General features: G+C 62.0%; 22 protein-coding genes and 1 pseudogene. 5 read left to right on the plus strand and 18 right to left on the minus strand.

Annotated features, from left to right (window positions below; all coding sequences use genetic code 11):
* Positions 1-60 precede the first annotated feature (60 nt).
* Both A6V37_RS01765 and pyrC read right to left on the minus strand, forming a co-directional pair.
* Positions 61-888, minus strand: a complete 828-nt coding sequence (locus A6V37_RS01765; RefSeq protein WP_064285712.1) for a DUF3025 domain-containing protein — start codon at positions 886-888, stop codon at positions 61-63.
* 11 nt (positions 889-899) lie between these two features.
* On the minus strand, positions 900-1,961 hold the full coding sequence (pyrC, locus tag A6V37_RS01770) for a dihydroorotase (RefSeq protein ID WP_064268833.1): 1,062 nt from the start codon (positions 1,959-1,961) through the stop codon (positions 900-902).
* Positions 1,962-2,161: 200 nt separating this feature from the next.
* Between pyrC and A6V37_RS01775 the strand changes: the two genes are divergently transcribed.
* Positions 2,162-3,097 (plus strand): class II glutamine amidotransferase, encoded by a 936-nt coding sequence (locus A6V37_RS01775; RefSeq protein ID WP_075643394.1) that lies wholly within the window; start codon positions 2,162-2,164, stop codon positions 3,095-3,097.
* Positions 3,098-3,239: 142 nt separating this feature from the next.
* On the opposite strand, the gene A6V37_RS01780 is transcribed toward A6V37_RS01775, so the two are convergent.
* The 6 genes from A6V37_RS01780 to A6V37_RS01805 all read right to left on the minus strand — a co-directional run bounded on the left by A6V37_RS01780 (position 3,240) and on the right by A6V37_RS01805 (position 9,026).
* Positions 3,240-3,965, minus strand: coding sequence for an amino acid ABC transporter ATP-binding protein (locus A6V37_RS01780; protein ID WP_064268835.1), 726 nt, complete (start codon positions 3,963-3,965; stop codon positions 3,240-3,242).
* Positions 3,962-4,639, minus strand: a complete 678-nt coding sequence (gene gltK / locus A6V37_RS01785) for a glutamate/aspartate ABC transporter permease GltK (RefSeq protein ID WP_064268836.1) — start codon at positions 4,637-4,639, stop codon at positions 3,962-3,964. Before gltK ends, A6V37_RS01780 begins: the two co-directional genes overlap by 4 nt.
* On the minus strand, positions 4,639-5,379 hold the full coding sequence (locus A6V37_RS01790) for an amino acid ABC transporter permease (protein WP_064268837.1): 741 nt from the start codon (positions 5,377-5,379) through the stop codon (positions 4,639-4,641). The genes gltK and A6V37_RS01790 overlap by 1 nt, the downstream gene beginning before the upstream one ends.
* A gap of 82 nt (positions 5,380-5,461) precedes the next feature.
* Positions 5,462-6,355, minus strand: a complete 894-nt coding sequence (locus A6V37_RS01795; protein ID WP_064268838.1) for a glutamate/aspartate ABC transporter substrate-binding protein — start codon at positions 6,353-6,355, stop codon at positions 5,462-5,464.
* 262 nt (positions 6,356-6,617) lie between these two features.
* The gene (locus tag A6V37_RS01800; RefSeq protein WP_064268839.1) at positions 6,618-7,931 is read right to left on the minus strand and encodes a Glu/Leu/Phe/Val family dehydrogenase; all 1,314 of its coding nucleotides are present in this window, start codon (positions 7,929-7,931) and stop codon (positions 6,618-6,620) included.
* Positions 7,932-8,069: 138 nt separating this feature from the next.
* Entirely contained in the window at positions 8,070-9,026 is a 957-nt protein-coding gene (locus A6V37_RS01805; protein WP_064268840.1) for a LysR family transcriptional regulator, read from the minus strand.
* A 221-nt stretch (positions 9,027-9,247) separates the two neighbouring features.
* On the opposite strand from A6V37_RS01805, the gene purB reads away from it, so the two are divergent.
* The gene (gene purB / locus A6V37_RS01810) at positions 9,248-10,636 is read left to right on the plus strand and encodes an adenylosuccinate lyase (RefSeq protein WP_064268841.1); all 1,389 of its coding nucleotides are present in this window, start codon (positions 9,248-9,250) and stop codon (positions 10,634-10,636) included.
* A 95-nt stretch (positions 10,637-10,731) separates the two neighbouring features.
* Here the strand turns inward: purB and A6V37_RS01815 are convergent, their stop codons facing one another.
* From A6V37_RS01815 to edd, 4 genes are all read right to left on the minus strand, one after another.
* A complete protein-coding gene (locus A6V37_RS01815; protein WP_064268842.1) occupies positions 10,732-11,229 on the minus strand; it encodes a gluconokinase in 498 nt (165 codons plus the stop codon).
* A 10-nt stretch (positions 11,230-11,239) separates the two neighbouring features.
* The gene (locus A6V37_RS01820) at positions 11,240-12,625 is read right to left on the minus strand and encodes a GntP family permease (protein WP_064285714.1); all 1,386 of its coding nucleotides are present in this window, start codon (positions 12,623-12,625) and stop codon (positions 11,240-11,242) included.
* Between the two features lie 252 nt (positions 12,626-12,877).
* Positions 12,878-13,519, minus strand: coding sequence for a bifunctional 4-hydroxy-2-oxoglutarate aldolase/2-dehydro-3-deoxy-phosphogluconate aldolase (gene eda, locus A6V37_RS01825; protein ID WP_064268844.1), 642 nt, complete (start codon positions 13,517-13,519; stop codon positions 12,878-12,880).
* Between the two features lie 26 nt (positions 13,520-13,545).
* Positions 13,546-15,459: a phosphogluconate dehydratase gene (gene edd, locus A6V37_RS01830; RefSeq protein ID WP_064285716.1), complete on the minus strand. Its 1,914-nt coding sequence runs from the start codon at positions 15,457-15,459 to the stop codon at positions 13,546-13,548.
* A gap of 300 nt (positions 15,460-15,759) precedes the next feature.
* Here edd and A6V37_RS01835 point away from each other — a divergent pair, with 300 nt between their 5' ends.
* Complete coding sequence (locus A6V37_RS01835) at positions 15,760-16,605, plus strand: MurR/RpiR family transcriptional regulator (RefSeq protein WP_064268846.1); 846 nt, start codon at positions 15,760-15,762, stop codon at positions 16,603-16,605.
* A gap of 72 nt (positions 16,606-16,677) precedes the next feature.
* Here the strand turns inward: A6V37_RS01835 and A6V37_RS42990 are convergent.
* Positions 16,678-17,394 (minus strand): annotated as a pseudogene (locus A6V37_RS42990) (ESPR-type extended signal peptide-containing protein); the annotation flags it as partial.
* Between the two features lie 670 nt (positions 17,395-18,064).
* Between A6V37_RS42990 and A6V37_RS01845 the strand changes: the two are divergent.
* Both A6V37_RS01845 and A6V37_RS01850 read left to right on the plus strand, forming a co-directional pair.
* Positions 18,065-18,499, plus strand: a complete 435-nt coding sequence (locus tag A6V37_RS01845; protein ID WP_064268848.1) for a nuclear transport factor 2 family protein — start codon at positions 18,065-18,067, stop codon at positions 18,497-18,499.
* A gap of 155 nt (positions 18,500-18,654) precedes the next feature.
* Positions 18,655-18,888 (plus strand): nuclear transport factor 2 family protein, encoded by a 234-nt coding sequence (locus tag A6V37_RS01850; protein WP_064268849.1) that lies wholly within the window; start codon positions 18,655-18,657, stop codon positions 18,886-18,888.
* A gap of 118 nt (positions 18,889-19,006) precedes the next feature.
* Here the strand turns inward: A6V37_RS01850 and A6V37_RS01855 are convergent, their stop codons facing one another.
* The 5 genes from A6V37_RS01855 to leuS form a co-directional block, all read right to left on the minus strand.
* Positions 19,007-19,423, minus strand: coding sequence for a CopD family protein (locus A6V37_RS01855; RefSeq protein ID WP_064268850.1), 417 nt, complete (start codon positions 19,421-19,423; stop codon positions 19,007-19,009).
* 89 nt (positions 19,424-19,512) lie between these two features.
* Positions 19,513-20,784: a glutamate-5-semialdehyde dehydrogenase gene (locus A6V37_RS01860; RefSeq protein ID WP_064268851.1), complete on the minus strand. Its 1,272-nt coding sequence runs from the start codon at positions 20,782-20,784 to the stop codon at positions 19,513-19,515.
* A 230-nt stretch (positions 20,785-21,014) separates the two neighbouring features.
* Complete coding sequence (gene holA / locus A6V37_RS01865; protein WP_064285718.1) at positions 21,015-22,133, minus strand: DNA polymerase III subunit delta; 1,119 nt, start codon at positions 22,131-22,133, stop codon at positions 21,015-21,017.
* Positions 22,134-22,169: 36 nt separating this feature from the next.
* Positions 22,170-22,721, minus strand: coding sequence for an LPS-assembly lipoprotein LptE (locus tag A6V37_RS01870; RefSeq protein ID WP_064268853.1), 552 nt, complete (start codon positions 22,719-22,721; stop codon positions 22,170-22,172).
* 111 nt (positions 22,722-22,832) lie between these two features.
* Positions 22,833-25,424 carry a leucine--tRNA ligase gene (gene leuS, locus A6V37_RS01875; RefSeq protein ID WP_064268854.1) on the minus strand — a complete coding sequence of 864 codons (2,592 nt, stop codon included), beginning with the start codon at positions 25,422-25,424 and terminating at the stop codon, positions 22,833-22,835.
* Positions 25,425-25,562 lie beyond the last annotated feature (138 nt).

Below are 25,562 nucleotides of genomic sequence, written 5' to 3' on the forward strand. Positions count from 1 at the left end.
CGGAAGCAGAATTGGCCGAATGGCCGAGGGTCGCCAAGCCAAGAGACGACGTGAGCGCACCTAGCGGGTGCGCCGCCCCGTGCGAAATACCGCGGCATCATCGTAAAACGAAGGCGACTCGTTCTCAGGCCACCAGCCAGGAATGCCCAGCACGGGAAGCGGCGCGAACATGCGGCTCGTCAATGCTTCGGTGTTCAGCAGCGCCGCGCTGACGGCCTCGTCAAGCCATGCGTCGCGCGTCGCGGCGTCCCAGTCGAAGTAGGCTGGCGGCACCTCGACGACCCACGCATGCCCCGTGCAAGCCTTGAACGGCGCAATCAGCTTTTCCAGCAACGCGTGGCCGAAGCAGCGCACTTCGCACTGCGTGCCCCATGCGCCGCGCCCGGTGACCAGTAACGTCTGCCAGTCAAATCCGCGCAAGGCTGCGCTCAAAGCCGGATCCGCGCATGCGAACAACAGCGCGTTCTCATCGAACAGAGTCAGCGTATCGCGCACGCCGCCGCGGGTCGGACCCACGCCCAGCACGTCGATGGCCGCCGACTGCCGCGCGTTCAATGCCGCCTTGATGCGTGGAAATGCAAACCACATCGACCCGTTGAAGAAGTCGTGCAGATTGTGGCGGGTCGGCACGCAGCCCGTCGACGCGATATGCGCCTCGTAAGCCGCACCGGGCGGCAGATCGTCCTGCGCGATAAACGCAAGGCGCTGGCCCCGCCCGGTGGTTCGACGCATCTCGCGGGCGTCGGCGTTCATCTGCGCGAGCAGCGCCGCGTAGCTCGTCAGCGCGGCCTGCTGCCAGCGCCGGCCGCGCCCGGCAAACTGCGCGAACCATGGTTTCGACCAGTCGATACCGGCGAAACCCGCTTGGTCCGCTTCATGCACCTGCATCTAGCGCGACCTCAAACCATGCGCCAGCCGATCGACTCGCCGCCGCGCAGCGGCACGACCGGGGTATCGCCGACCGGCAGTTCCGCCGGCAGCGTCCATTCCTCGCGACGCAGCGTGACCTTCTCCTCGCTACGCGGCAAACCATAGAAATCCGCGCCGAAGAAGCTCGCGAAACCTTCGAGCTTGTCGAGCGCGCCAGCTTTGTCGAAGGCCTCGGTGTAAAGCTCGAGCGCGTGCAGCGCCGTATAACAGCCCGCGCAACCGCAGGCGTGCTCTTTCAACCCCTTCGGATGCGGCGCGCTGTCGGTGCCGAGGAAGAAGCGCGGATTGCCCGACGTCGCCGCCTCGACCAGCGCCACGCGATGCGTCTCGCGCTTCAACACCGGCAGGCAGTAGTAATGCGGACGAATGCCGCCCTGGAAGATCGCGTTGCGGTTGTACAGCAGATGGTGCGCCGTGACGGTCGCGCCCAGCAGCCCCGGCGCCACGCCGGCTTCACGGATATAGTCGACCGCGTCTTTCGTGGTGATGTGCTCGAACACCACCTTCAGCGCCGGAAAGTCACGGCGCAGCGGCGTCATGACCCGGTCGATGAACACCTTCTCGCGATCGAACAGATCGATCGACGAATCCGTCACTTCGCCGTGCACGAGCAGCGGCATGCCCACTTCCTGCATCACCTCGAGCGTTTTGGCGCACTTCATGATGTCGGTCACGCCCGCGTCCGAGTTGGTCGTGGCGCCCGCCGGATACAGTTTCACGCCATGCACGAAGCCGCTTTCGCGCGCGCGGCGGATTTCGTCGGGCGGCGTGTTGTCGGTCAGGTACAACGTCATCAGCGGCTCGAACTTCGCGCCTGCCGGGATGGCGGCGACGATGCGCTCGCGGTACGCCGCGGCCATTGCAGTAGTCGTGACCGGTGGCTTCAGGTTCGGCATGATGATCGCGCGGCCGAACTGGCGCGCGGTGTCCGGCAGCACGGCGGCCAGCATTTCGCCGTCGCGGACGTGCAGGTGCCAGTCGTCCGGGCGGGCAAGCGTGATGGAGTCGAGGGAAGCGTTGGAGGCAGTCATGGCGAGAGGGCAGCGAGTTTCAGCGACTAAAAACCAGAACGAGACCAGAACGAGTCCCAAAGGAAGCCAATTCAGTGGTCAAACCGTCGTGTTGCGGCCTGAACACACGTCAATTTTGCTATTTGGCGCTTCTAGCTCGGTGATATGCTTGGAAAATCATCATTGTAACGGCTCGCCCCGTTAACAGGCTTACCAGCAACATGTGCCAACTTCTTGGAATGAACTGCGCCGCACCAACGGACGTCACGTTCTCGTTCACCGGCTTTGCGGCGCGCGGCGGCGTCACCGATCACCATGCCGACGGCTGGGGCATCGCCTTCTTCGAAGATAAAGCCTGCCGCCTGTTCATCGACCACCAATCGTCGGCCACCTCGCCGATCGCCGAGATGGTCAAGCGCTATCCGATCAAATCGAAGAACACGATCGCGCATATCCGCAAGGCGACGCAAGGGCACATCCTGCTGGAAAATTGCCACCCGTTCATGCGTGAACTGTGGGGGCGTCACTGGATCTTCGCGCACAACGGCGACCTGAAAGACTATTCGCCCGTGCTCAACGGCATTTATCAGCCGGTCGGCACAACGGACAGCGAACTCGCTTTCTGTGCGCTGCTCGAAGGTTTGCGCAAGGCCTTTCCCGGTGCGCAGCAGCCGCCGCTCGACGAACTGTTCGCCGCGCTCGAAACGCTCACGCGCGAGATCACGCAGTTCGGCGTGTTCAATTTCCTGATGTCGAATGGCCAAGCCCAGTTCGCGCATTGCTCGACGCATCTGCACTACATCGTGCGGCGCTGGCCGTTTTCCACCGCGCATCTGGTCGACGCGGACGTCTCGATCGATTTCGCCAAGTACACCACGCCGGAAGACCGCGTCGCGGTGATCGCGACCAAGCCGCTGACCGACAACGAGGTGTGGACCGCGTTCAAGCCGGGCGATCTGATGATGTTCCAGTGCGGCGAAGTGATCGGCCGCGTCAACGTGCCCGTGCCGGCCTCGGTGCTGGAGAAGCTGCGCAATCCGGCTCTGGATGCATCGGCTTCGGCAAGCACGATTGCGGCTTCGTCGGCGGCCGTCCCAGTGGCCGAGACCGAAGTCGACCTCGAAGCGGCCGACGACGCCGCCGCATTCGAATCCTGACCGCTTGCCTAAACGTAACAGCGCTCGTCCACCTGATTCAGGACGGGTCAGCAGAAACGAAAAAGCCGCTTCTAACCAGAAGCGGCTTTTTTTCTGCCTTCGGGCCGCGCCGGTGGAACGGCGCAGCGCCCGATAACGACGCTCAGTGCAGGATCTTCGCGAGGAAGTCCTTCGCGCGGTCCGACTTCGGGTTGGCGAAGAAGTCTTCCTTGCGGTCGTCTTCGACGATCAAGCCCTTGTCCATGAAGATCACGCGGTGCGCGACCTTCTTCGCGAAGCCCATTTCGTGCGTGACGCACATCATGGTCATGCCTTCCTGCGCGAGTTCGACCATCACGTCGAGCACTTCGTTGATCATTTCCGGGTCGAGCGCCGAGGTCGGCTCGTCGAACAGCATGGCGATCGGGTCCATGGACAGCGCGCGCGCAATCGCCACGCGCTGTTGCTGACCACCCGACAACTGCCCCGGGAACTTGTCCGCATGAGCGCGCAGACCCACGCGATCGAGCAGCTTGAGGCCCTTCGCGGTCGCTTCGTCGCTCGAGCGGCCGAGCACCTTGACCTGCGCGAGCGTCAGGTTCTGCACGATCGACAGATGCGGAAACAGCTCGAAGTGCTGGAACACCATGCCGACCTTCGAACGCAGCTTCGACAGATTGGTTTTCTTGTCGGTGAGCGACTGGCCGTTGATGACGATCTCGCCCTTCTGGAACGGCTCGAGGCCGTTGACGGTTTTGATCAGCGTGGACTTGCCCGAGCCCGACGGCCCGCACACCACCACCACTTCACCCTTTTTGACTTCCGTCGTGCAGTCGGTCAGCACCTGAAACTGACCGTACCACTTCGAAACGTTCTTGATAGAAATCATCTTGCGACCTTTTTCTGAAGACCTTTGACGAGGCTCGACGCGATCACGCAGATCACGAAATAACACGCGCCCGCGAACAGTACCATTTCGACGTTCGTACCGTCACGGTCGCCAATATTCGTGGCAGTGCGGAAGAAGTCGGCGAGGCTGATCACGTAGACGAGCGACGTGTCCTGAAAGAGCACGATGCCTTGCGTCAGCAGCAGCGGCACCATGGCGCGAAATGCCTGCGGCAACACGATCAGGCGCATGGCCTGCGGGTAGCTCATGCCGAGCGCGAACGCCGCGTTGACCTGCCCGCGCGGCACCGCCTGAATGCCGGCACGGATGATCTCCGAATAGTACGCCGCCTCGAACAGCGAGAAAGCGACCATGGCCGACGCGAGGCGAATGTCAATATCCGGCGACAGACCCAGCACGTTCTGCAGCACTTGCGGCACGATCAGGAAGAACCACAGCAGCACCATCACCAGCGGGATCGAACGGAAGATCGTCACGTAGCCCTTCGCGAACCACTCGAAGGGTTTGAACGACGACAGACGCAAGATTGCCAGAACAGTGCCCCAGACGATGCCGATCACGATCGCAATCAGCGTGATCTTGATGGTAATGAGGGCGCCGGTCCACAGCGTAGGCATTGCGCCCGGAATACCGCTCCAGTCGAAATGGTGCATCACTTGCCTCCGATATAGCCGGGCAACCGGGACTTGTGTTCGACCCAGCGCATCAGTTGCATCACGACCAGATTGATCAGCACGTACGCGAGCGTGACCGCGATAAACGACTCATACGTCTGCGACGTGTAGTCGACCAGCTGACGCGCCTGAGCGGACAAGTCGAGCAGACCGATCGTCGACGCGACCGCCGAGTTCTTGAAGATATTCAGAAACTCGGACGTGAGCGGCGGCACGATGATCCGGTACGCGACCGGCAACAGCACGTAGCGATACGTCTGCCATTGCGTGAAGCCCATGGCCAGACCCGCGGCGCGCTGGCCCTTCGGCAACGCGTTGATGCCCGAGCGCACCTGCTCGCACACGCGCGCGGCGGTGAAGAGCCCGAGACAGAGGATCGACGACGAAAAGAACTGCGCGCTCGGCGGCAATTGTTTGAACCAGTTGCCGATGGAGACGGGCAGCAGCTCCGGTATCACCAGATACCAGATGAAGAACTGCACGATCAGCGGAATATTCCGGAAAATCGCGACATAGAGCGTGCCGATACGCGACGCCCATTGGTTCGGCACCGTGCGCAGCACGCCAAAGAGCGACCCGACGATCAGCGCGATCACCCATGCCGACAGCGACACGGTAATCGTCACCCAGAAGCCCGACAGTAGCCAGCCCAGATAGGTGGTCGGCTCGCCCGTGGAGACCGGACTTAGCAGAATGCCCCAGTTCCAGTGATATGACATGACCAAGACTCCAGCAAAAAGAAACGGAAGAAGCGCGTAGCCCCTTCCGTTTCGTTCAGCGTTTCAAAAAAACAGCTAAGGTTTAATCGATTGCCTTGTCATTCGGGCTCTTGAAGAGCGCCTTCATGTCGTCGCTTTCCGGGAAGGCCAGGTTCAGGCCCTTCGGCGGAATCGGCGATTCGAACCACTTCTTGTAGATCGCGTCGGCTTCGCCCGAGGTTTCGACCTTGGCGATCGCGTCGTCGACGACCTTCTTGAATTCCGCATCGTTCTTGCGAATCATGCAACCGTAGGCCTCGTGCGATAGCGGCGTGCCCACGATCACGAAATCGCCCGGGTTGTTCGACTTCGCGCGCTCGCCCGCGAGCAGCGCGTCGTCCATCATAAAGGCAGCGGCGCGGCCCGTGGAGAGCGTCAGGAACGACTCGCCGTGGTCCTTCGCGCTGATGATGTTCATGCCCATGCTCTTGTCCTGGTTCATCTTGCGAAGGATGCGCTCGGAGGTCGTGCCGGCGGTCGTGACGACCGTCTTGCCCTTCAGGTCGGCCCAGTCCTTGATGCCGGAGTCTTTCTTGGTCATCAGGCGTGTGCCGATCACGAAGATCGTGTTCGAGAAGGCTGCCTGTTGCTGGCGCTCGGCATTATTGGTGGTCGAGCCGCACTCCATGTCGACGGTGCCGTTCTGCACCAGCGGAATACGGTTTTGCGACGTGACCGGCGTGAGCTTCACCTTCAGGTTAGGCATATTCAGCTTCTGCTTCACGGCCTCCACCACTTTCAGGGCGAATTCCTGCGAGTAGCCGATCACGTTCTGTTTGTCGTCGTAATACGAAAACGGAATCGACGATTCGCGATGGCCCAGCGAAATGACGCCCGTATCCTTGATTTTTTTCAGCGTGCCAGCGTCTTGCGCATGCGCGCCAACCGTAAACAGTCCGAGAGTCGCGAGCAGCAGCGCAGCTTTTTTAACCTTCATGTGTGATCTCCTTGGCAAGAACCGGCGCCAGTTTAGCAAAGTAATTATTCTGAAAGTATGGCTATAAACCATGTTGTTGCGTGTCCACAGCGACGTTTTCGCAGCGCTTCGAAAAGGTTAGTCAACCTTTGCGGACATGCAAAGGCGGGCGGCATCGATATGATGCCGCCCGCCGGGTCAAATACGCAGTCTTGTGGACCGCGTTAAAGCAGGGATTGTGGCGGCCCCGCAGATAGCGGAACCGCCGTGCGACCAGAAAAGATCAGGGATACAGGCCGCGCAGTTCGCGCGCTTGCAGAATCCGCTTACACGCGACGATAAACGCCGCGGTCCGCACGGACACGCTCTGCTCGCTCGACACTTGCCACACTGCGGCGAACGCTTCGCGCATCACGCGCTCCAGACGCTCGTTGATCTCGTCTTCCGTCCAGAAGAAGCTGGAGAAGTCCTGCACCCACTCGAAGTACGACACGGTCACGCCGCCCGCATTGGCCACGACGTCCGGAATCACGAGGATGCCGCGATCGTGCAGGATGTCGTCCGCTGCCGTGGTGGTCGGGCCGTTGGCGCCTTCCACGACGATCTTCGTCTTGATCTTGCCGGCGTTCTTTTCGGTGATCTGGTTTTCCAGCGCGGCCGGAATCAGGATGTCCGATTCCACCGTCCAGAATTCTTCGTTCGCGATCGCGTCGGCTTCCGGGAAACCACCCACGCCGCCCGTCTTCGCCACGTGATCCAGCAGGGCGACCGCGTCGATACCCGTCGACTTGTACAGCGAGCCGGTGTGATCCTGCACCGCGACCAGCTTCGAGCCGGCTTCCTGGAACAGGCGAGCAGCGATACCGCCCACGTTGCCGAAGCCCTGCACGGCAATACGCGCACCTTCGATATCGACACCGATACGGCGTGCGGCTTCCGAGGCCACCACGAACACGCCGCGGCCCGTCGCTTCGCGGCGGCCGAGCGAGCCGCCCAGCGTGATCGGCTTGCCGGTCACGACGCCGGTGGCCGTTTGGCCCTGGTTCATGGAGTACGTGTCCATCATCCACGCCATGATCTGCTCGTTCGTGTTCACGTCCGGCGCGGGAATGTCGGTGTTCGGTCCGATGATGATGCCGATTTCGCTGGTGTAGCGGCGCGTCACGCGCTCCAGCTCACCACGCGACAGCGTGCGCGGGTCGACACGGATACCGCCCTTCGCGCCGCCGTACGGCACATTCACCGCTGCGTTCTTCACCGACATCCACGCCGACAGCGCCATCACTTCCGACAGCGTCACGTCCTGGTGGTAACGCACACCGCCCTTGCCCGGACCGCGCGACACGTTGTGCTGGACGCGATAGCCTTCGAAGTGAGCGACCGTGCCGTTATCGAGCTCGATGGGCACGTCGACAACCAGAATGCGCTTCGGGCGCTTCAGGGTTTCGAGCCAGCGGGACAGCGATCCGAGATACGGCGCGACGCGGTCGACCTGACGCAGGTAGTTGCCCCACGGGCCCAGGTCGTCTTTATTCAGGTAGGAAGGAACCGACTGCAACGTTGATGCGGATTGAACTGCTTGTTGCTGGGATGACATGAACGCTCCGGCGTTGATCGAGTTGCAGCATTGTCGAAAAACGCCGTATCGAAATCCAATGCCGTTTCCTTATCCGATTATGTTTTTTTTGCATAACCTGCGGGAAGCCGCAATTTCACGTCGTAGCGAGGCAGGATTTCAGGCCGCGCCTTGCGCCAGCTCCTCCGACACCACGTCCCACAACTGACGCACGAGAATCTGCCGCGCATCGTCGCTCTTCGCCGCGAGCTTGTCGCGATAGAGACGGATCTCCATGGTCAGCGTGAGTTGTCCCTCGGGCGTGCCACGCGTGGCGCGATCAAGGCGGATCAGCTTGCCGGTGGCCACGGCATCTTCCACCGCGCTGTGCGGCAGGAACGCGATGCCGTGGCCGGCCAGCGCCATCGCCTTGAGCCCCTCGGCCATATCGGTTTCATAGAGGCGGTCCAGGTGCAGGCGCTCCGACGCGTTGGCAAGGATGACCTCAGTCATGCGCCCCAGATACGCATTCGGCGTGTACGACAGATACGGCGTGGGCGCGTCGCTCGCACCCGGCAGCGTATGACGCGGCCGGCCCGCGCGGCCGGGCGCCGAGAACGGGCTGATCGGCTCGTTGCCGAGCGTCAGCATGTCGTAGCGGCCGGGATCGAGCGCGATCGGATGGCTGGGGTGGTGATACCCCATCATCAGATCGCAGCCGCCTTCCACCAGAGAGAGCGCCGCATCGTGCACGTTCAACGCGCGCAGCCGCGTGTGAATCGGGCCCATCTGCGCTTCGATCCGCTGCAGCCAGCGTGGGAAGTAGGTCAGCGACAGCGTGTGGGGCACCGCGAACTCGATGGTCGCTTGCGGCGTCGCCGTGTGGCCGCGCAGCAGCGCACGCGCTTCGTGGAATTGCGACAGCATCGCGAGCGCCTGCTCGTTGAACACCTGGCCGGCCGCCGTGAGCCGCGTCGGATAAACCGAACGGTCGATCAGTTCCGTGCCGAGCCACGCTTCGAGCGCCTGAATCCGTCGGGAGAACGCCGGCTGGGTGACGTGGCGCAGTTCAGCCGAGCGGCTGAAACTGCGCGTCTCAGCGAGCGAAACGAAGTCTTCGAGCCATTTCAGTTCCATGCAGGGGCCTGCTGCCAACGGTAGGGAGGAAGTCAGCATTCTAGTGGCTGCGGCGGGCGAACCGACGTGACGTGGTCGAGGTGGGCTGCAACGTCATCGCGGCAATATCGGCGCAGACACGGGGCAATAAGCGGCAACAGCGGGGCAATCCGCGTCCAGTGGTAAAATTCGCGGTTCCCGCAGTTTTCTCCGCGTTTTCACCCTTGCGCTCCGCCCCCACCATGTCCGACACCCGCCCCGACACCCTGTTCGCGCTGAACGCGCTCTCCCCGCTCGACGGCCGCTACGCGTCGAAAACCGAAGCTCTGCGCGACTGGCTCTCGGAAGCCGCTTTCATGCGCAATCGCGTGACGGTCGAAATCCATTGGCTGATCGCGCTGTCGCGCGCCGGTTTCGCCGAAGTGCCGCGCTTCTCCGAAGCGTCCGAGCAATTCCTGTTGCAACTGGCCGAGCGCTTCACCGCGCACGACGCCGCGCGCATCAAGGAAATCGAACGTGTGACGAATCACGACGTGAAAGCGGTCGAGTACTGGCTGAAGGAATCGGTGAAGGGTCAGGAAGAACTGGAGCGCGCGAGCGAGTTCATCCACTTCGCCTGCACGTCGGAAGATATCAACAACACGTCGCACGGCCTGATGCTGGCCGGCGCGCGTGAACACGTGATTCTGCCGGCGCTGCGCTCGGTGCATCAACGTCTGGTTGCGCTCGCCCATGCGAATGCCGCTCAGCCGATGCTCTCGCGCACGCACGGCCAGCCGGCCAGCCCGACCACGCTCGGTAAGGAAATGGCCAACGTCGCCGCGCGCCTGGCACGCGCGATCGACCGCATCGCCAAGGTCGAACTGCTCGGCAAGATGAACGGCGCGGTCGGCAACTTCAACGCCCACCTGTCCGCGTATCCGGAATTCGACTGGGAAGCGTTCTCGCGCGAAGTCGTCGAACAGCGCCTGAAGCTCACGTTCAATCCGTACACGATCCAGATCGAGCCGCACGACTACATGGCCGAACTGTTCGACGCCGTGTCGCGCGCCAACACGATCCTGCTGGATCTGGACCGCGACGTGTGGGGCTACATCTCGGTCGGCTACTTCAAGCAGCGCACGAAGGCCGGCGAAATCGGTTCGTCGACCATGCCGCACAAGGTCAATCCGATCGACTTCGAAAACTCGGAAGGCAACCTGGGGCTCGCCAACGCCACGCTGCGCCACCTCGCCGACAAGCTGCCGGTGTCGCGCTGGCAGCGCGACCTGACCGACTCGACGGTGCTGCGCAATATCGGCGTCGCGTTCGGCTACTCGCTGCTCGCGTACGACTCGTTGATCCGCGGTCTCGACAAGCTGGAAGTGAACGCGCAGCGTCTGAACGAAGACCTCGACAATTGCTGGGAAGTGCTGGCCGAGCCGGTGCAAACGGTGATGCGCCGTTACGGCATCGAAAATCCGTATGAGCAGTTGAAGGAACTGACGCGCGGCAAGGGTATTACGCGCGAAGCGCTGCAAACGTTCGTGACCGGTCTCGCCATTCCGCAAGACGCGAAGGATCGCCTGCTCGCCATGACGCCGGCTTCGTACATCGGCAAGGCAGTCGAACTGGCGAAACGGATCGCCTAAGCGACTCTGCTTGCCTGTGGATCGCCTCGTGATTCGGGGCGTAAAAAAACCGCTCCGAGGAGCGGTTTTTTTTCATCTGCAACGACGCGGCAAACTCACTTGCGCTGCTCAACCTGCCTGAGCACTTCGTCGACGATCTCATCCGGCGACAACTCGATGCTCACCGTGATCGCTTCATCCGGGCCCGGTTCCTCGAGCGTGTCGAGCTGGCTTTGCAGCAGCGACGGATCGAAGAAATGGCCCGTACGGGTGGTCAATCGCTGCTCCAGTACTTCACGCGAACCCTTCAGGTAAACGAAGCACACGTCCTTGTCATCGTTACGCAAAATGTCGCGATACGAGCGTTTCAGCGACGAACACGTGAACACCGCCGTCTCGCCCGCATTCTGTTTTTCTTCGATCGCGGCACGAATGGTTTTCAGCCAGGGCCAGCGGTCTTCGTCGGTGAGCGGAATGCCATGATGCATTTTCTCCTTGTTAGCGGCGCTGTGAAACGCGTCGCCGTCAGTGAACGTGCATTGCAAGCGTTCCGCCAGTAATTCGCCAATTCTCGACTTGCCGGCACCCGACACGCCCATTGCGATCAGAATCATCTAAAACTCCTTACACGACCGCCGCGAGTGCGAAGGTCAAACCCAAGCCCATCAGTGAAATGATGGTTTCGAGGAGCGACCATGTCTTGAAGGTCTGCCCCACCGTCATACCGAAGTATTCCTTGATCAGCCAGAAACCGCCGTCGTTCACGTGCGAAAAGATCAGCGAGCCCGAGCCGGTGGCGAGCACCAGCAGTTCCGGCTTGACCTGCACGCCGCTCGCCGCCGCGATCGGCGCGACGATCCCGCACGCGGTCGTCATCGCAACGGTTGCCGAGCCGGTCGCAAGACGGATCATTGCCGCGACCATCCAGCCGAACAGCAGCGGCGACAGATGCGCCGCGGTCGCCACGTTGACGATTTCCTTCGAAATGCCGCTATCCATCAGCACGCGCCCGAAACCGCCGCCCGCGCCGACGATCAGCGTAATGCCCGCGATCGGCGCGAGACATTCGCCGCAGAACTTCTGGATCTGCTCGCGATTGAAACCGCGGCTCGCACCGAAGGTCCAGAAGCTGACCAGCACGGCGATCAGCAGCGCGACGTCCGAATTGCCGACGAAGTGCAGCAGGTCGTTCGGCAAGGTTTTCGGCGTGGAGACGAGATCGGCCCAGCTTCCGACCAGCATCAGGATCACCGGCAACAGAATCGTGACCAGCGTCACGCCGAAGCTCGGCAGTTCGCGCTTCGGCGCTACGTTCTGCGCGCCGTTCTTAGCGGCATCATCGTGACCGAGGAATTGCGCGGCGAGCGCGTTTTCCTTCGGCAGCTTGATATAGCGGCTGATCAGCAGCGCGAACAGCGGACCGGCGACGATCGCGGTCGGCACGCCGACGATCAAGCCATACGCGATGGTTTTGCCGATATCCGCGTGATACGCCTGCACGGCGAGCATCGCGGCCGGGTGCGGCGGAAGCAGCCCGTGCACGACGGACAGACCCGCAACCATCGGCAAGCCGACCAGCAGCAGCGATTTGTTGGTGCGCTTCGCGACGTTGAAAGCGATCGGAACCAGCAGCACGAAACCGACTTCGAAGAACACCGGCAAGCCGACGATGATCGCGACGACCACCATTGCCCAGTGGATGTTCTTCTCGCCAAAGAAGTTGATCAGCGTGGTGGCGATGCGCTCGGCACCGCCGGACTCGGCCATCATCTTGCCGAGCATGGTGCCCAGGCCGACCACGATGGCAATGTGCCCAAGCGTGTTGCCGTTACCGGTTTCGAACGATTTGACGATGGTCGCCATCGGCATGCCGGCTGCAAGACCCAGCAGCAGCGACACGATGATCAGGACAAGGAACGGATACACCTTGTAGCGCGTGATCATCAAGATCAGCAAGGCGATGGCGATCACCGCGTAGACCAGCAGCATACTGCCGTGGACAGCTTCCATGAAGCTCCTCCTTTTGCGTTATTGATTGTGTGCCGGACACGAACCGGCATCTTGTCTCACGGCGACCTGTGCGGAGCCAGAAAACCGGGCGAGCCGCGCGGACGCTGAATTTTACTGTTTGCTGTCTGAAAAGTACGCCCTTACCACGCACCTATTACAAAGGAGCCTCGCCGCGACAGCCTGACCGGCTGCATCGACGAGGCTCCTTAACGTCGGACCTTGATAATGGGCTAACGCATACGCTGCTGCAACTTAATGCGCCGCCGCGACCAGTTGGCTGGCGGCACGCGCAAGACGCGTGACCTCGTCCCAGTTCTGTGCGGCTAGCGCGGCCTTCGGCGTCAGCCACGAGCCACCGACGCACACCACGTTTGGCTGCGACAGGAAATGCGTGGCCGTCTCGGCGGTGATACCGCCGGTCGGGCAGAACTTCAGGGTCGGGAACGGCCCGTGAAAAGCTTGCAGCATCGGCACACCACCCGCCTGCTGCGCCGGGAAAAACTTCACGATCTCGTAACCGAGTTCGAGCGCGGCGATGATGTCGCTGGGCGTCATCACGCCCGGCAGCAGCGGCAAACCGGCATCCTGCGCGGCCTTGTGCATGTCTTTCGTCAGGCCCGGCGACACGCCGAACTGCGCGCCGGCCTTCTTCGCCTGAGCGCAGTGCTCGGGCTTCGTGATCGTGCCGACGCCGACCACGATGTCGTCGGCCAACTGGCTCGCACGTTCGATTGCTGCGAGGCCCGCTGCGGTGCGCAACGTGATTTCAAGCACCTTCACGCCGCCCGCATGCAGCGCGCGCGACACGTGCTCGCCCTGTTCCGCCGAGTCGAACGCGAGCACCGGAATCACCGGGCCCAGGCGCACGATTTCGCTTACTGTTTTCGAGGTCATAGTCAGACTCCTTGTTTGTGCGGCACTTAGCTAGCTTGCGTGGTGCTGGTGTGTTGTGCGCTGTGTACTTTAGCGTGATGGCCCTGATGACCTTGTTGCGCCGCATGCTCGCCCACCATCGGACCGAATACCGAGGCACCCTGCTCCGCCGGCGCCGCCGCGGCGCGGAACACGCCGAACAGCTCGCGGCCGAAGCCGACTTCGTTTTGCGCCTGATGCTGCGGCACGGCACCCGGCCGCGCCGCCCATTCGGCCGCGTCGATCTCGATGTCGAGCACGCCGGCTTCGGCGTCGATCACCAGCATGTCGCCGGTGCGCACTTTGCCGATCGGCCCTTGCAGCAGCGCTTCCGGCGACAGGTGAATCACCGCCGGCACCTTGCCCGACGCGCCGGACATGCGACCATCCGTAACCAATGCAACGTGGAAACCTTGATCCTGCAACACACCGAGCAACGGCGTCAAACGATGCAGCTCAGGCATGCCGTTTGCCCGCGCGCCCTGGAAACGCACCACGGCGACAAAGTCGCGCTTCAGTTCACCGTTGTCGAACGCTTCCTGCACGGCTTCCTGCGAATCGAACACGATCGCTGGCGCCTTCACCTTGCGGTGCTGCGCCGCGACCGCGGAAATCTTGATCACGCCACGCCCAAGCTTGCCCTGCATCAGACGCAAACCGCCGTCCGGCTGGAACGGCTCCTTAATGCCGCGCAACACCGCCGTGTCTGCGCTCGCCGCTGCGCCCGGCACCCATTGCAGCTTGCCGTCGAGCAGCTTCGGCTCTTCCGTGTAGTGCTTGAGGCCTTTGCCCGCAACGGTGTTCACGTCCTCATGCAGCAAGCCGCCTTCGAGCAGATTGCGCACCAGGAACGCGACGCCGCCAGCCGCGTGGAAGTGGTTCACGTCGGCCTTGCCGTTCGGGTAGATCTTGGCGAGCAGAGGCACGGCTTGTGACAGCGTGTCGAAGTCGTCCCAGTCGATCACGATGCCCGCCGCGCGTGCAATCGCAACCAGGTGCAATGTGTGATTGGTCGAGCCGCCCGTGGCCAGCAAAGCAACGATGCCGTTGACGATCGCCTTCTCGTCGATCACGTGGCCGATCGGCGTGTAGTTGCCGCGCTCCACCGTCAGATCGAGCACGCGGCGCGCGGCCTGCGCGGTGAGCGCGTCGCGCAGCGGCGTGTGCGGATGCACGAATGCCGCGCTCGGCAGATGCAGTCCCATCACTTCCATCAGCATCTGGTTGCTGTTTGCGGTGCCGTAGAACGTGCAGGTGCCGTGGCTGTGATACGCGGCGGCTTCCGCTTCGAGTAGCGCGCCGCGGTCGCACTGGCCGCTGGCGAAAAGCTGGCGCGTCTTGGCCTTGTCGTCGTTCGAGAGGCCGCTGCCCATCGGGCCGGCCGGCACGAAGATGGTCGGAATATGGCCGAACTGCAGCGCGCCGATCAGCAGGCCCGGCACGATCTTGTCGCAGATGCCAAGGCACAGCGCCGCATCGAACATGTTGTGCGTGAGCGCGACCGCCGTTCCCATCGCGATCACTTCGCGCGAGAACAGCGACAGTTCCATGCCCGCATTGCCTTGCGTGATGCCGTCGCACATGGCCGGCACGCCGCCGGCGACTTGCGCGACGCCGCCGTTTTCCCGCGCGGCCTGCTTGATGATTTCGGGGTAGTTTTTGTACGGCGCGTGAGCCGACAGCATCTCGTTGTACGAGGACACGATGCCGATGTTCGGCTCGCGGATCGCCTTGATGGCGAGCTTGTCGTTGCCTTCGAGGCCGGCGAAACCGTGGGCCAGATTGGCGCACGAGAGCGCGCCGCGCGCCGGAAACTTGCCCTGCGCGTGGTGGATGCGGGCCAGGTACGCCTCGCGAGTGGGCTTGCTGCGCTCGACCACGCGTTGCGTGACCTTCAACAATTGCGAATGCGGGGAAACCATCGGAGCTCCTTCGTCGCTGGCCAAGAGACGGGCGGGCAGGCGCGCACTATGCCAGGTAAGTATCGCGGGAATGTCAGATCAGCTGACGTTGCCATCTTAGTAGAAAAACTACATGATCGCAACGACAACTCCTGCTGCGCCGCCGCATCCCAAATCCGGCCGCACGGCCCTACTGGCCTTGCTTCGGCCTGCAATACAGGCGACCTAGGGATTACACCTAGAACATAAAATGTAGTTTTTGTACCTTCTTCTGCAATCGGCTATAGTCCAGCCATTCTTCAGCATAGTGCGAGTTTTCCGATGATGCTGTCCCAAGTGGAAGAGATGCGCGACCAGTTGCGGCCGTCCGAGCGCAAGCTGGCCGACTACGTGATCGAGGCGCCGCGCGAAGTGCTCGATCTGTCGATGACGGAAGTGGCCGCCCGCGCCGGCGTGAGCCAGCCGACCATTGCGCGGTTCTGTCATGCGCTCGGGTTTTCGGGCTTTCGTGAGTTCAAGATCCGGCTCGCGCAAGGGATTGCGTCGGGCGTGCCGACCGTCTATCGGGACGTGCGGCCGGATGAGGGCGCGCCCGGACTGATCGCCAAAGTATTCGACCGGACCATCGGCACGCTGATCGAGGTGCGCAACAGCCTGTCGCCGGATAGCGTCGAAGCAGCAGTCGAACTGCTGGCGAACGCGGCGCGTATCGAGTTCTACGGTGCGGGCGGTTCGGGCATTGCCGCGCAGGATATCCAGCACAAGTTCTTCCGGTTGGGCATGCCGAGCGTCGCGTACTCCGATCCGCATACTTATTCGATGTCGGCGGCGCTGCTCGAACCCGGCGACGTGGTAGTGGCGGTGTCCAACACGGGCCGCACCCGCGACATCATCGAAGCAGCGCGCTCGGCGCTCGCTCGCGGCGCGAAGGTGATCGCGATTACGCATGGCAGTTCGCCGCTTGCGCGGGTCGCGACAATCTGTCTGTTCTCGAACGTCGTGGAGGAAAACGACGTGTTTTCGCCGATGACTTCGCGCATGTCGCATCTGGCGATCGGCGACATTCTGGCGGTCGGCGTAGCGCTCAAGCGTGGGCCAGAATTGGTGGAGCGGTTGGGCCAGGCGAAAGGGGTGATCGGCCGGTTGAGGATCGACGGCGAGGGTTGAGAAACTAATGAAATTGAAAAAGGCCTGCGCGATGACGTTATTTACCTTTGCGTCTTCCGACATCAACTGGCTCACGTTCACCGCGTCCGTGCCGCTCAGGCCCGCCGCCACGTTCGTGATACGGCGCTCTGCGCCTGCCGAGCCCACCGACACTTCACCACCGGCTGCCGTCGCTGCCGAGATCGCCGTGCCGCCGGTCGGCGTGAAGCCCGCCGTCGTCAGCGTCGTCGAGTTCGCCACTGACCTTGAGCCCAGTGCCACAGAGTTGGTTGTCGTTGCGCTTGCAAGAGCGCCAATTGCCAGGCTTTCTCTGCCTGACGCCGTCGCCTCCTCACCCATCGCTTGTGCAGCAAACCCTGTCGCAACCGAATAGTAACCAAACGCCTGACCGAAAGTCCCACTGGCGGTTGCACCGCTGCCTACGGCAGTGCTTGAGTCGCCCGAAGCAGTGGCGGACGCTCCGACAGCCAGTGCTAAGCTTCCCGACGAGAGCGCCTGCGTGCCGATGGCGACACCCTTGCCGCCATCATTGCCGTTGTACGTCACCCTTGCCCCAGTGCCAATTGCTTCCTGCGACGACGCGACCACTGAGCCGCCGTCCAGGGCACCTGCAGACACATCCATCGACACGCCCGCCCCTGCCGCCAACAGCGCGGTCGTAAGCAGCACCTTGCTCCTGCTCTTCTTCCCTCGACTTTTCGCCGTTTCCGATGCAGCGACGTAAGTGCCGGTGGTTTCATTCCAGACAGTTTTGTAAGACTTATTCACGGATTCATTCCCTTCGAACATGTTAAAAATGTTTCCGATTTGCAGCGGACTAATTTGAGTGCCGCACGCAGACCAGGTAGTTATCGAAGGAATGAAAAGCCGATTACCAAAGGAAACTTGCAACCAATCTCATTAAACCTTCGATCGATGATTCGAATATAAAATCGGCCACCATATACCTCCATGGGAAAATTCTTAAAACCATGCGAAGACATCTTAAAATAGTAGAGCTTACATAGGATTAGTCTTAATTACGGTCCGCGATGCCTCCCCTTCTGATCAGAGTGCTTGACAAAAAAATACAATCAATAAAAGAGTCAGCGATTTTTTTGGCTACGCCGCGACCACTAGGATTAGTCTGAAAGACTGGATACTGAGTATCAACTTTCCTGATGAATCGTTCGCCATGAATTTATTGGCTTAATCGTCGAAATTTTCTCAGTTAAATATAATAATTTCTAAGAATTGCCTTATTTAAAAATTCGGCGGCCATCTACAAAATCGAATTCATTGTTTCTGACAAAGTCCGTATCACCGGGACGGTCGCAAAAAAGGGCGCAATCAAACTAGCCAGTGCGATTTTCATGTGGAATTCGCAAGCAACCTTAAGCGCTCAGCCCCATTCATTCACACCCGCGGACGATCAACCAATTCGGCATCCTCCCAGGGAAAGCTTCCACAAGGAATCCTCATGAAACTCGCCGCCATTCTGACCACTGTTGGCCTGCTGCTTGCGTCGACCGCATCGCCTGCATCCGCCGCGACGCAAGACGAAGTCGCTCTGATCGCGCTCGAGCAATCCTGGGCGAAGGCCGCCTCCAGTCACGACGAAGCCGCGCTCGACAAATTGCTTGACGATTCGTATGTCGAGGTCACGGCCAACGGCACGCATCGCAGGAAAGCAGATGCGCTCGCCGCGCCTGGTCTGCCTGCGGGTTCGTCCCAGTCGCTAGACGAACTCAAGGCGCAGGTAAGCGGTGATATTGGTGTCGTCACCGGCGTCAACTACTATTCCCCAGCGCCTGGCTCTGTAGCGACGAAATATGTATTCACCGATGTTTATGCAAGACGCCCAGATGGCTGGCATGTCATTTCGTCTCGCATGTCGCTCAGGCCCTTGCGCTAAGGCTATATAGCGGCGGCTCAACGTAATCTTGACGCCGCGGCCAGCACGGCACGGCGCGGTCCGCCAGTTCATCAGAGGGAAGTCATGAAACACCTAAGCTTCTTGGCGTCATAGGCCTATCAGCCGGCGTGCTAGCACTTGGGCTTCATACCGAGATGCAAGCCGACGCCACCTTTGCCTCGATTGAGCAGGCGTGGGTCGATGCCGCGATCCGCGGTGACCGCGCAACCCTTGACCAACTGCTCGACGACTCGTTCGCCGAGACGATGCCTAACGGTGCGCGTCGCACGAACGCCGACGTCCTGTTCGCGCTGACGTGGAGAGTCATGGCATATTGTGTCGTCAAGTACGACGTGTGGTGCCAGCGCATAGGTGTTCGGACAACGTAATCAGAGCGTCCAACACCGGCACCAACAATAAAAAAGGCGGCTTACCGAATCCGGCAAGCCGCCCTTTCACAAATCGAAGCCTGCAACTTGCAGCACCCAATCAAAAACCGCCCACGTCCTAAAACGGCTTGATCACCACCAACGCCACCGCCGCCAGCATCCCCAGCACCGGCAGCTCGTTGAACATCCGATACCACTTATCCGAGCGACGATTCTCGCCGCGCTCGAAGGTCCGCAGCAGCACGCCGCAATACGCGTGATAGATGATCAGCAGCACCACCACGCCCACCTTCGCGTGAATCCAGCCCTGCCCGCTGCCAATTCCCACCGCGAGCCACAGCCACAATCCGCACGCCAGCGCCGGCACCGCGATAAACGTCATGAAGCGGAACAGCTTGCGCGCCATGATCAACAGTCGCGCCACCGCGGCGGGTTCCGTCTCCATCGCCAGATTGACGAAGATGCGCGGCAGATAGAAGAGGCCCGCGAACCAGGAAGCAATCAGGACGATGTGAAACGTTTTTACCCAAAGCATCAGCGATCCTTGTGCATGTAGTGGCGCAAAGCGGCGCGCGCGGGCCGGCGCGCCTTTGCGAAAACGAGGTGGCGAGAGGCCCTGATGGCTTATTGCCGCCCTTCGCCGTGCCCCAGCACGATGTATTTGAGCGACGTCAGCCCGTCCAGCCCCACCGGGCCGCGCGCGTGCAGCTTGTCGTTCGAAATGCCGATTTCCGCGCCGAGGCCAAATTCAAAGCCGTCGGCAAATCGCGTCGACGCGTTGACCATCACGCTCGCGGAATCCACTTCCCGCAGGAAACGCATCGCACGGTCGTGGTCTTCGGTGACGATCGCGTCGGTGTGCTGCGAGCTGTACTCGTTGATGTGTTCGATCGCCGCATCAAGGCCGTCGACCACCTTGATCGCCAGCACCGGCGCCAGATACTCGGTGCGCCAGTCTTCCTCGGTGACATCGACGAGCGGGCCAACGCCGGCTGCCGACAACACCGCGCGCGCCGCGGGGTCCACGCGCAATTCGACTTCCTTCTCGCAATACAGCTTGCCCAACGGCGGGAGCACCTCTGCCGCGATACCACGCGCGACCAGCAGCGTTTCCATCGTGTTGCACGTGCCGTAGCGGTGCGTCTTCGCGTTATCGCAAACGGTCAGCGCCTTGGCCAGATCCGCGCGATCGTCCACGTACACGTGGCAGATGCCGTCCAGGTGCTTGATCATCGGCACGCGCGCTTCGTTCATCAGGCGTTCGATCAGGCTCTTGCCGCCGCGCGGCACGATCACGTCGACGTATTCGGTCATCGTAATCAGCTTGCCGACTGCGGCACGGTCGGACGTAGCCACCACTTGCACGGCGTCCTGCGGCAAACCCGCTGCTTCCAACCCTTCGCCGATCAACTTTGCCAGCGCCGTATTGCATTCGAGCGCTTCAGAACCGCCGCGCAGAATCGTCGCGTTGCCCGACTTCAGGCACAGCGCGGCGGCGTCGATCGTCACGTTCGGACGCGATTCGTAGATGATGCCGATCACACCCAGCGGCACACGCATCTGGCCCACCTGGATGCCGCTCGGGCGATATTTAAGATTGCTGATCTCGCCGATCGGATCGGCCAGCGCAGCAACTTGCCTCAGCCCTTCCACCATCGTCTTCAGCGCTTTATCCGACAGCGTCAGACGGTCGATGAAAGCCGCGTCGAGGCCTTTTTCACGGGCCCGCGCGACGTCACGCGCGTTGGCGTCCTTCAGTAACGCGGCATCGCGTTCGATGGCTTGCGCAACAGCCGCAAGCGCGGCGTTCTTGTCAGCAGTCGACGCCCGTGCCATCGCCCGCGAAGCTTGGCGGGCGCGGCGGCCGAGGTCGGTCATGTACTGGTCGATATCCATGGTGATTCTCGTGTTGCCGCGCACGTCGACGTGCGGCGGACAGGCAGAATTAGCGAAAGATGAAGCGATTGTAAGTCGGGTGAAGGCGCTTTGCTCGCGGCTGCGGCCGGTGCTGTCCAGGCAGCCTGAGCCGTCACAAGGCAAACGATGCACGCTTGAGCGGCACTGGAGACACTAGCGTCAGCGCTTCAGCGCTCGCCTGGCGGACACATCAGGCCTGCCGTTGCGTTTCAGGCTGGCCTTCGAGCCGGCGCCGGTGCCGCGCTTCGAGGTCGTGGCGGCGGCACTGGCGCCGTTTTCGGCGCGGCCACCGTCATGGCGAGTTCGAACAAGCCATCCCACGGATCCGGCGGCGGGTCGTTGCGATGATTCCCCGGCGTGCCGCCGGACAGACCTTTAACCTGCCGGTCCAACCGCGCCGCCAAAGCGAGCGCCTTTTCCAGCGCGCCTTCGCTCACGCGTGACAACGCCGGTCCGATCAGCCGTTCGCGCGGACCCCACACGCGGTTTTCGCGCACCAGCATCGCAAGCGGCTTGCCGGCCGCGACGCCGCGCTTGATCCGCAGCAGCGTGCGCACTTCTTCGACCACTGCCCACAGCACCAGCACAGCGGCCTCGCCTTCGCCGCGCAGTCCGTCGAGCATGCGCGACAAACGGCCAACGTCGCCGGCCAGCATCGCTTCGTTCAACTTGAAAACGTCATAACGGGCGACATTCAGCACGGCATCCTGAACCTGTTCGAAGCTCAGCGAGCCAGCCGGATACAGCAGCCCGAGCTTCTGAATTTCCTGATGCGCCGCGAGCAGATTGCCTTCCACCCGCTCGGCGATGAAGGCCAGCGCGCGCCGCCCCTCTTCACCTGCGGCCACCCGCTGGCCCTGCGCCGCGAGCCGCTGGCCGACCCAATTCGGCAACTGCGCGCGCTCGACCGGATCGATCTTCAACGCCACGCCCGCATCGGACAACGCCGTAAACCACGCCGACTTCTGCGTGGCCGCATCGAGCCGCGGCAGCGTGATCATGGTCAGCACGTCGTCATTGACGGCCGCAGCAAGCGCTTTCAGCGCGTCGGCGCCTTCCTTGCCGGGCTTGCCCGACGGAATGCGCAATTCGACCAGTTGACGGTCGCCGAACAGCGACATCGACTGGCTCGCGCCCAGCAGCGAACTCCAGTCGAAGCCACGCTCGACCGTAAACACCGAGCGATCGGTGAAGCCGGCCGCGCGCGCGGTGCCGCGAATGCGGTCGCACGCTTCCTGCGCGAGCAGGTGCTCGTCGCCGTACACGACGTACAGTCCGGCGAGACCCTTGGCGAGATGCGCTTCGAGCGCGTCAAGTCGCAGTTGCATGGCTACCGATCGGCGAAGTTGAACAAAGACAGCAAATCAAAGCGGCGGCGGCGGCAACGGCGCACGCGGCGCGACGGCCGGCACCGCTTCAGCCGGCGTCGGATGGAGCGACTTCACAATCGCGAGACGCCGCGTCAGCTGGTCGATCGCATCGTTTTCCATGTCGGCATAAAGAATGTCGCTTTCGGCGACCTTCGCTTGCGAATACTGGTCGCTATAGGTCATCGCGCGGTTCAGCGCGATGATGCTCGGCGGAATCAGGATGGTGCCGTCCTTGCCGGTCAGCGAGTACGTCATCGAGAAATTCAATTGATACTCTTCGACCACGCCCAGCGTGTTCAGCGTCAGCGTGCTGATGTCGCGGCCTTCGGCGATGTGCAGCGTCGCGTCGGCGTTGGCGGGCGAGCTGACCACCACCGTGTCGCTGCCGCCTTGCACCATGCGCGCGAGGCGCGCACCGGCCGACGGGGATCCGCCCGCAACAAAGAGGCGTTTGAACGCGTAGTCCTGCTGACCGCGCAGCTGGAAGCCGCAGGCGGACAACATCAACACGCTGCAAGCCAGCGTCAATAACGATCTGCGAGTCACATTGGCTCCTGGGTTCGCAGTAGATTCCTCAGCGGGAGACAGGCGCCGCACGCGGCGGCGTCCTGGCTGCTGTCATGTTTTCGTGGACCGTCCAGCAAACGCCGCGGGCGCTCACACCACCACGTTCACGAGACGGCCCGGCACCACGACGATCTTCTTCGGCGCTTTGCCCTCGCTGAACTTGGCGACCATCTCATGAGCCGCGGCGAGCTGCTCGATGGCTTCACGCGAGGCCTCTTTGGCCACCGTGATCGCGCCGCGCACCTTGCCGTTCACCTGCAGCACGAGTTCGATCTCCGACTGCTCCAGCGCCTTCTCGTCGACCTTCGGCCACGGCGCGTCGAGCAGCGAGCCGAACTGGTCGGCGTAACCGAGTTCCTGCCACAGCTGGAACGTGAGATGCGGCACGACCGGGTACAGCACGCGCAGCATCACGCCATACGTTTCGCGCATCACGGCCGGCTGGGCACCCTTCGCGCTGTCGAGCGCGTTGAGCATCTTCATCGTGGCCGATACCACCGTGTTGTACTGCAGACGCTGGTAGTCGAAGTCGGCCTGCTTCAGCACGCTATAGATCTCGCGACGCAGCGCCTTGTCGGTGTCGCCGAGTTGCGCGGCGTCGAACGTGCCGCCCGCACGCAATGCGGCCTCATTCGCCTGACCGAAACTCCACACGCGGCGCAGGAAGCGGCTCGCACCTTCCACGCCCGAACCGGACCATTCGAGCTGTTGCTCGGGCGGTGCGGCGAACATCACAAATAGACGCGCGGTATCCGCGCCGTGCTGATCGATCAGCAATTGCGGATCGACGCCGTTGTTCTTCGACTTCGACATTTTTTCGACACCGCCGAGCACCACCGGCTGGCCGTCCGCGTTCAGCGTGGCGCCGACCGGGCGGCCCTTGTCGTCGAAGCTCACGGTGACATCGGCCGGGTTATACCAGGTCTTCTTGCCCGCTTCGTTTTCACGGTAGTACGTTTCGTTAAGCACCATGCCCTGCGTGAGCAGGTTCTTGGCCGGCTCGCCGAACTTGACCAGACCCAGGTCGCGCATCACCTTCGCCCAGAAGCGCGAGTACAAGAGGTGCAGAATCGCGTGCTCAATGCCGCCGATGTACTGATCCATCGGCGCCCAGTAATCCGTGCGCTCGTCGACCATGGTCTTCGCATCCGGCGACGCATAGCGGTAGAAGTACCAGGACGAATCGACGAACGTGTCCATCGTGTCGGTTTCGCGTTTCGCCGCGCCGCCGCAGGTCGGGCAGGTGCAGTTCACGAACGCTTCGGACTTGGCAAGCGGATTGCCCGTGCCGTCCGGCACGAGGTCTTCCGGCAGCACCACCGGCAGATCTTTTTCCGGCACCGGCACGTCGCCGCACGCCGGGCAGTGGATGATCGGAATCGGCGTGCCCCAGTACCGCTGGCGCGACACGCCCCAGTCACGCAGACGCCACGTGATCTGCTTGTCGCCGAGACCCAGTTCCTTCAGGTCCGCGGCGATCTGGTCGACGGCCTGATCGTAGCCAAGGCCGTCGTACTTGCCGCTGTTCACCAACGTACCGGTTTTCTCGCCGTACCATTCCTGCCAGGCGTCGGTCGAAAAATCTTTACCTTCAACCGCCACCACCTGCTTGATCGGCAGGCCGTATTTCTTCACGAACGCGAAGTCGCGCTCGTCGTGCGCCGGCACACCCATCACCGCGCCTTCGCCGTAGCTCATCAGCACGTAGTTGCCGATCCACACCTCGACCTGTTCCTGCGTCAGCGGATGCGTGACGTAGAAGCCGGTGGCCATGCCCTTCTTTTCCATGGTCGCGATGTCGGCTTCCGCCACGCCGCCGCGCTTGCATTCCTCGATGAAGGCCTGCAGTTCCGGCTTGTCCTGGGCGAGACGCGTGGCGAGCGGATGCTCGGCCGCGACCGCGCAGAAGGTCACGCCCATGATCGTGTCGGCACGCGTGGTGAACACGCGCAGCAGCTTCTGTTCACCGTCGATTTCGTACGGGAAGCCGAAGTTCACACCGAAGCTCTTGCCGATCCAGTTCTGCTGCATGATCTTGACGCGCTCGGGCCAGCCGAGGCCGTCGAGGTCGTTCAGCAGTTCGTCCGCGTACTGCGTGATGCGCATGTAGTACATCGGGATTTCGCGCTTTTCGACGAGCGCGCCCGAACGCCAGCCGCGGCCGTCGATCACCTGCTCGTTGGCGAGCACGGTCTGATCGACCGGGTCCCAGTTCACCGTGCCGGTTTTCTTATACGCGATGCCCTTTTCCAGCATCTTCAGGAACAGCCACTGGTTCCACTTGTAGTAGTCCGGGCTGCAGGTCGCGACTTCGCGCGACCAGTCGATCGCGAGGCCCATCGACTGCATCTGCTTCTTCATGTAAGCGATGTTGTCGTAGGTCCACTGCGCGGGCGGCACGTTGTTGGCCATCGCGGCGTTTTCCGCCGGCATGCCGAACGCGTCCCATCCCATCGGCATCAGCACGTTGTAGCCGTTCATCCGCAGATAGCGGTACATCACGTCGTTGATCGTGTAGTTGCGCACGTGCCCCATATGCAGCTTGCCCGACGGGTACGGCAGCATCGAGACGCAATAGAATTTCGGCTTGTCGGCGCTTTCCGTCGACTTGTACGCGTCGATGGCGCGCCATTGCCCTTGCGCGGCGGATTCGACGTCGGAGGGTACGTATTTTTCGTGCATGGTGTGATGGGATCGCTGGGTTCGGTGCTTTCGCACCGGCCGCTCAGGTGCTCTGCTGGATGAAAATGGCGTCGTTTCCCCGTCTGCGGGGGAAAGGGCTGATTATACCGTCCGCGGACGGGTACGCCGCGCGGCGGG

The sequence above is a fragment of the Paraburkholderia ginsengiterrae genome, assembly GCF_001645125.1.
Classification (GTDB): Bacteria; Pseudomonadota; Gammaproteobacteria; order Burkholderiales; family Burkholderiaceae; genus Paraburkholderia; species Paraburkholderia ginsengiterrae.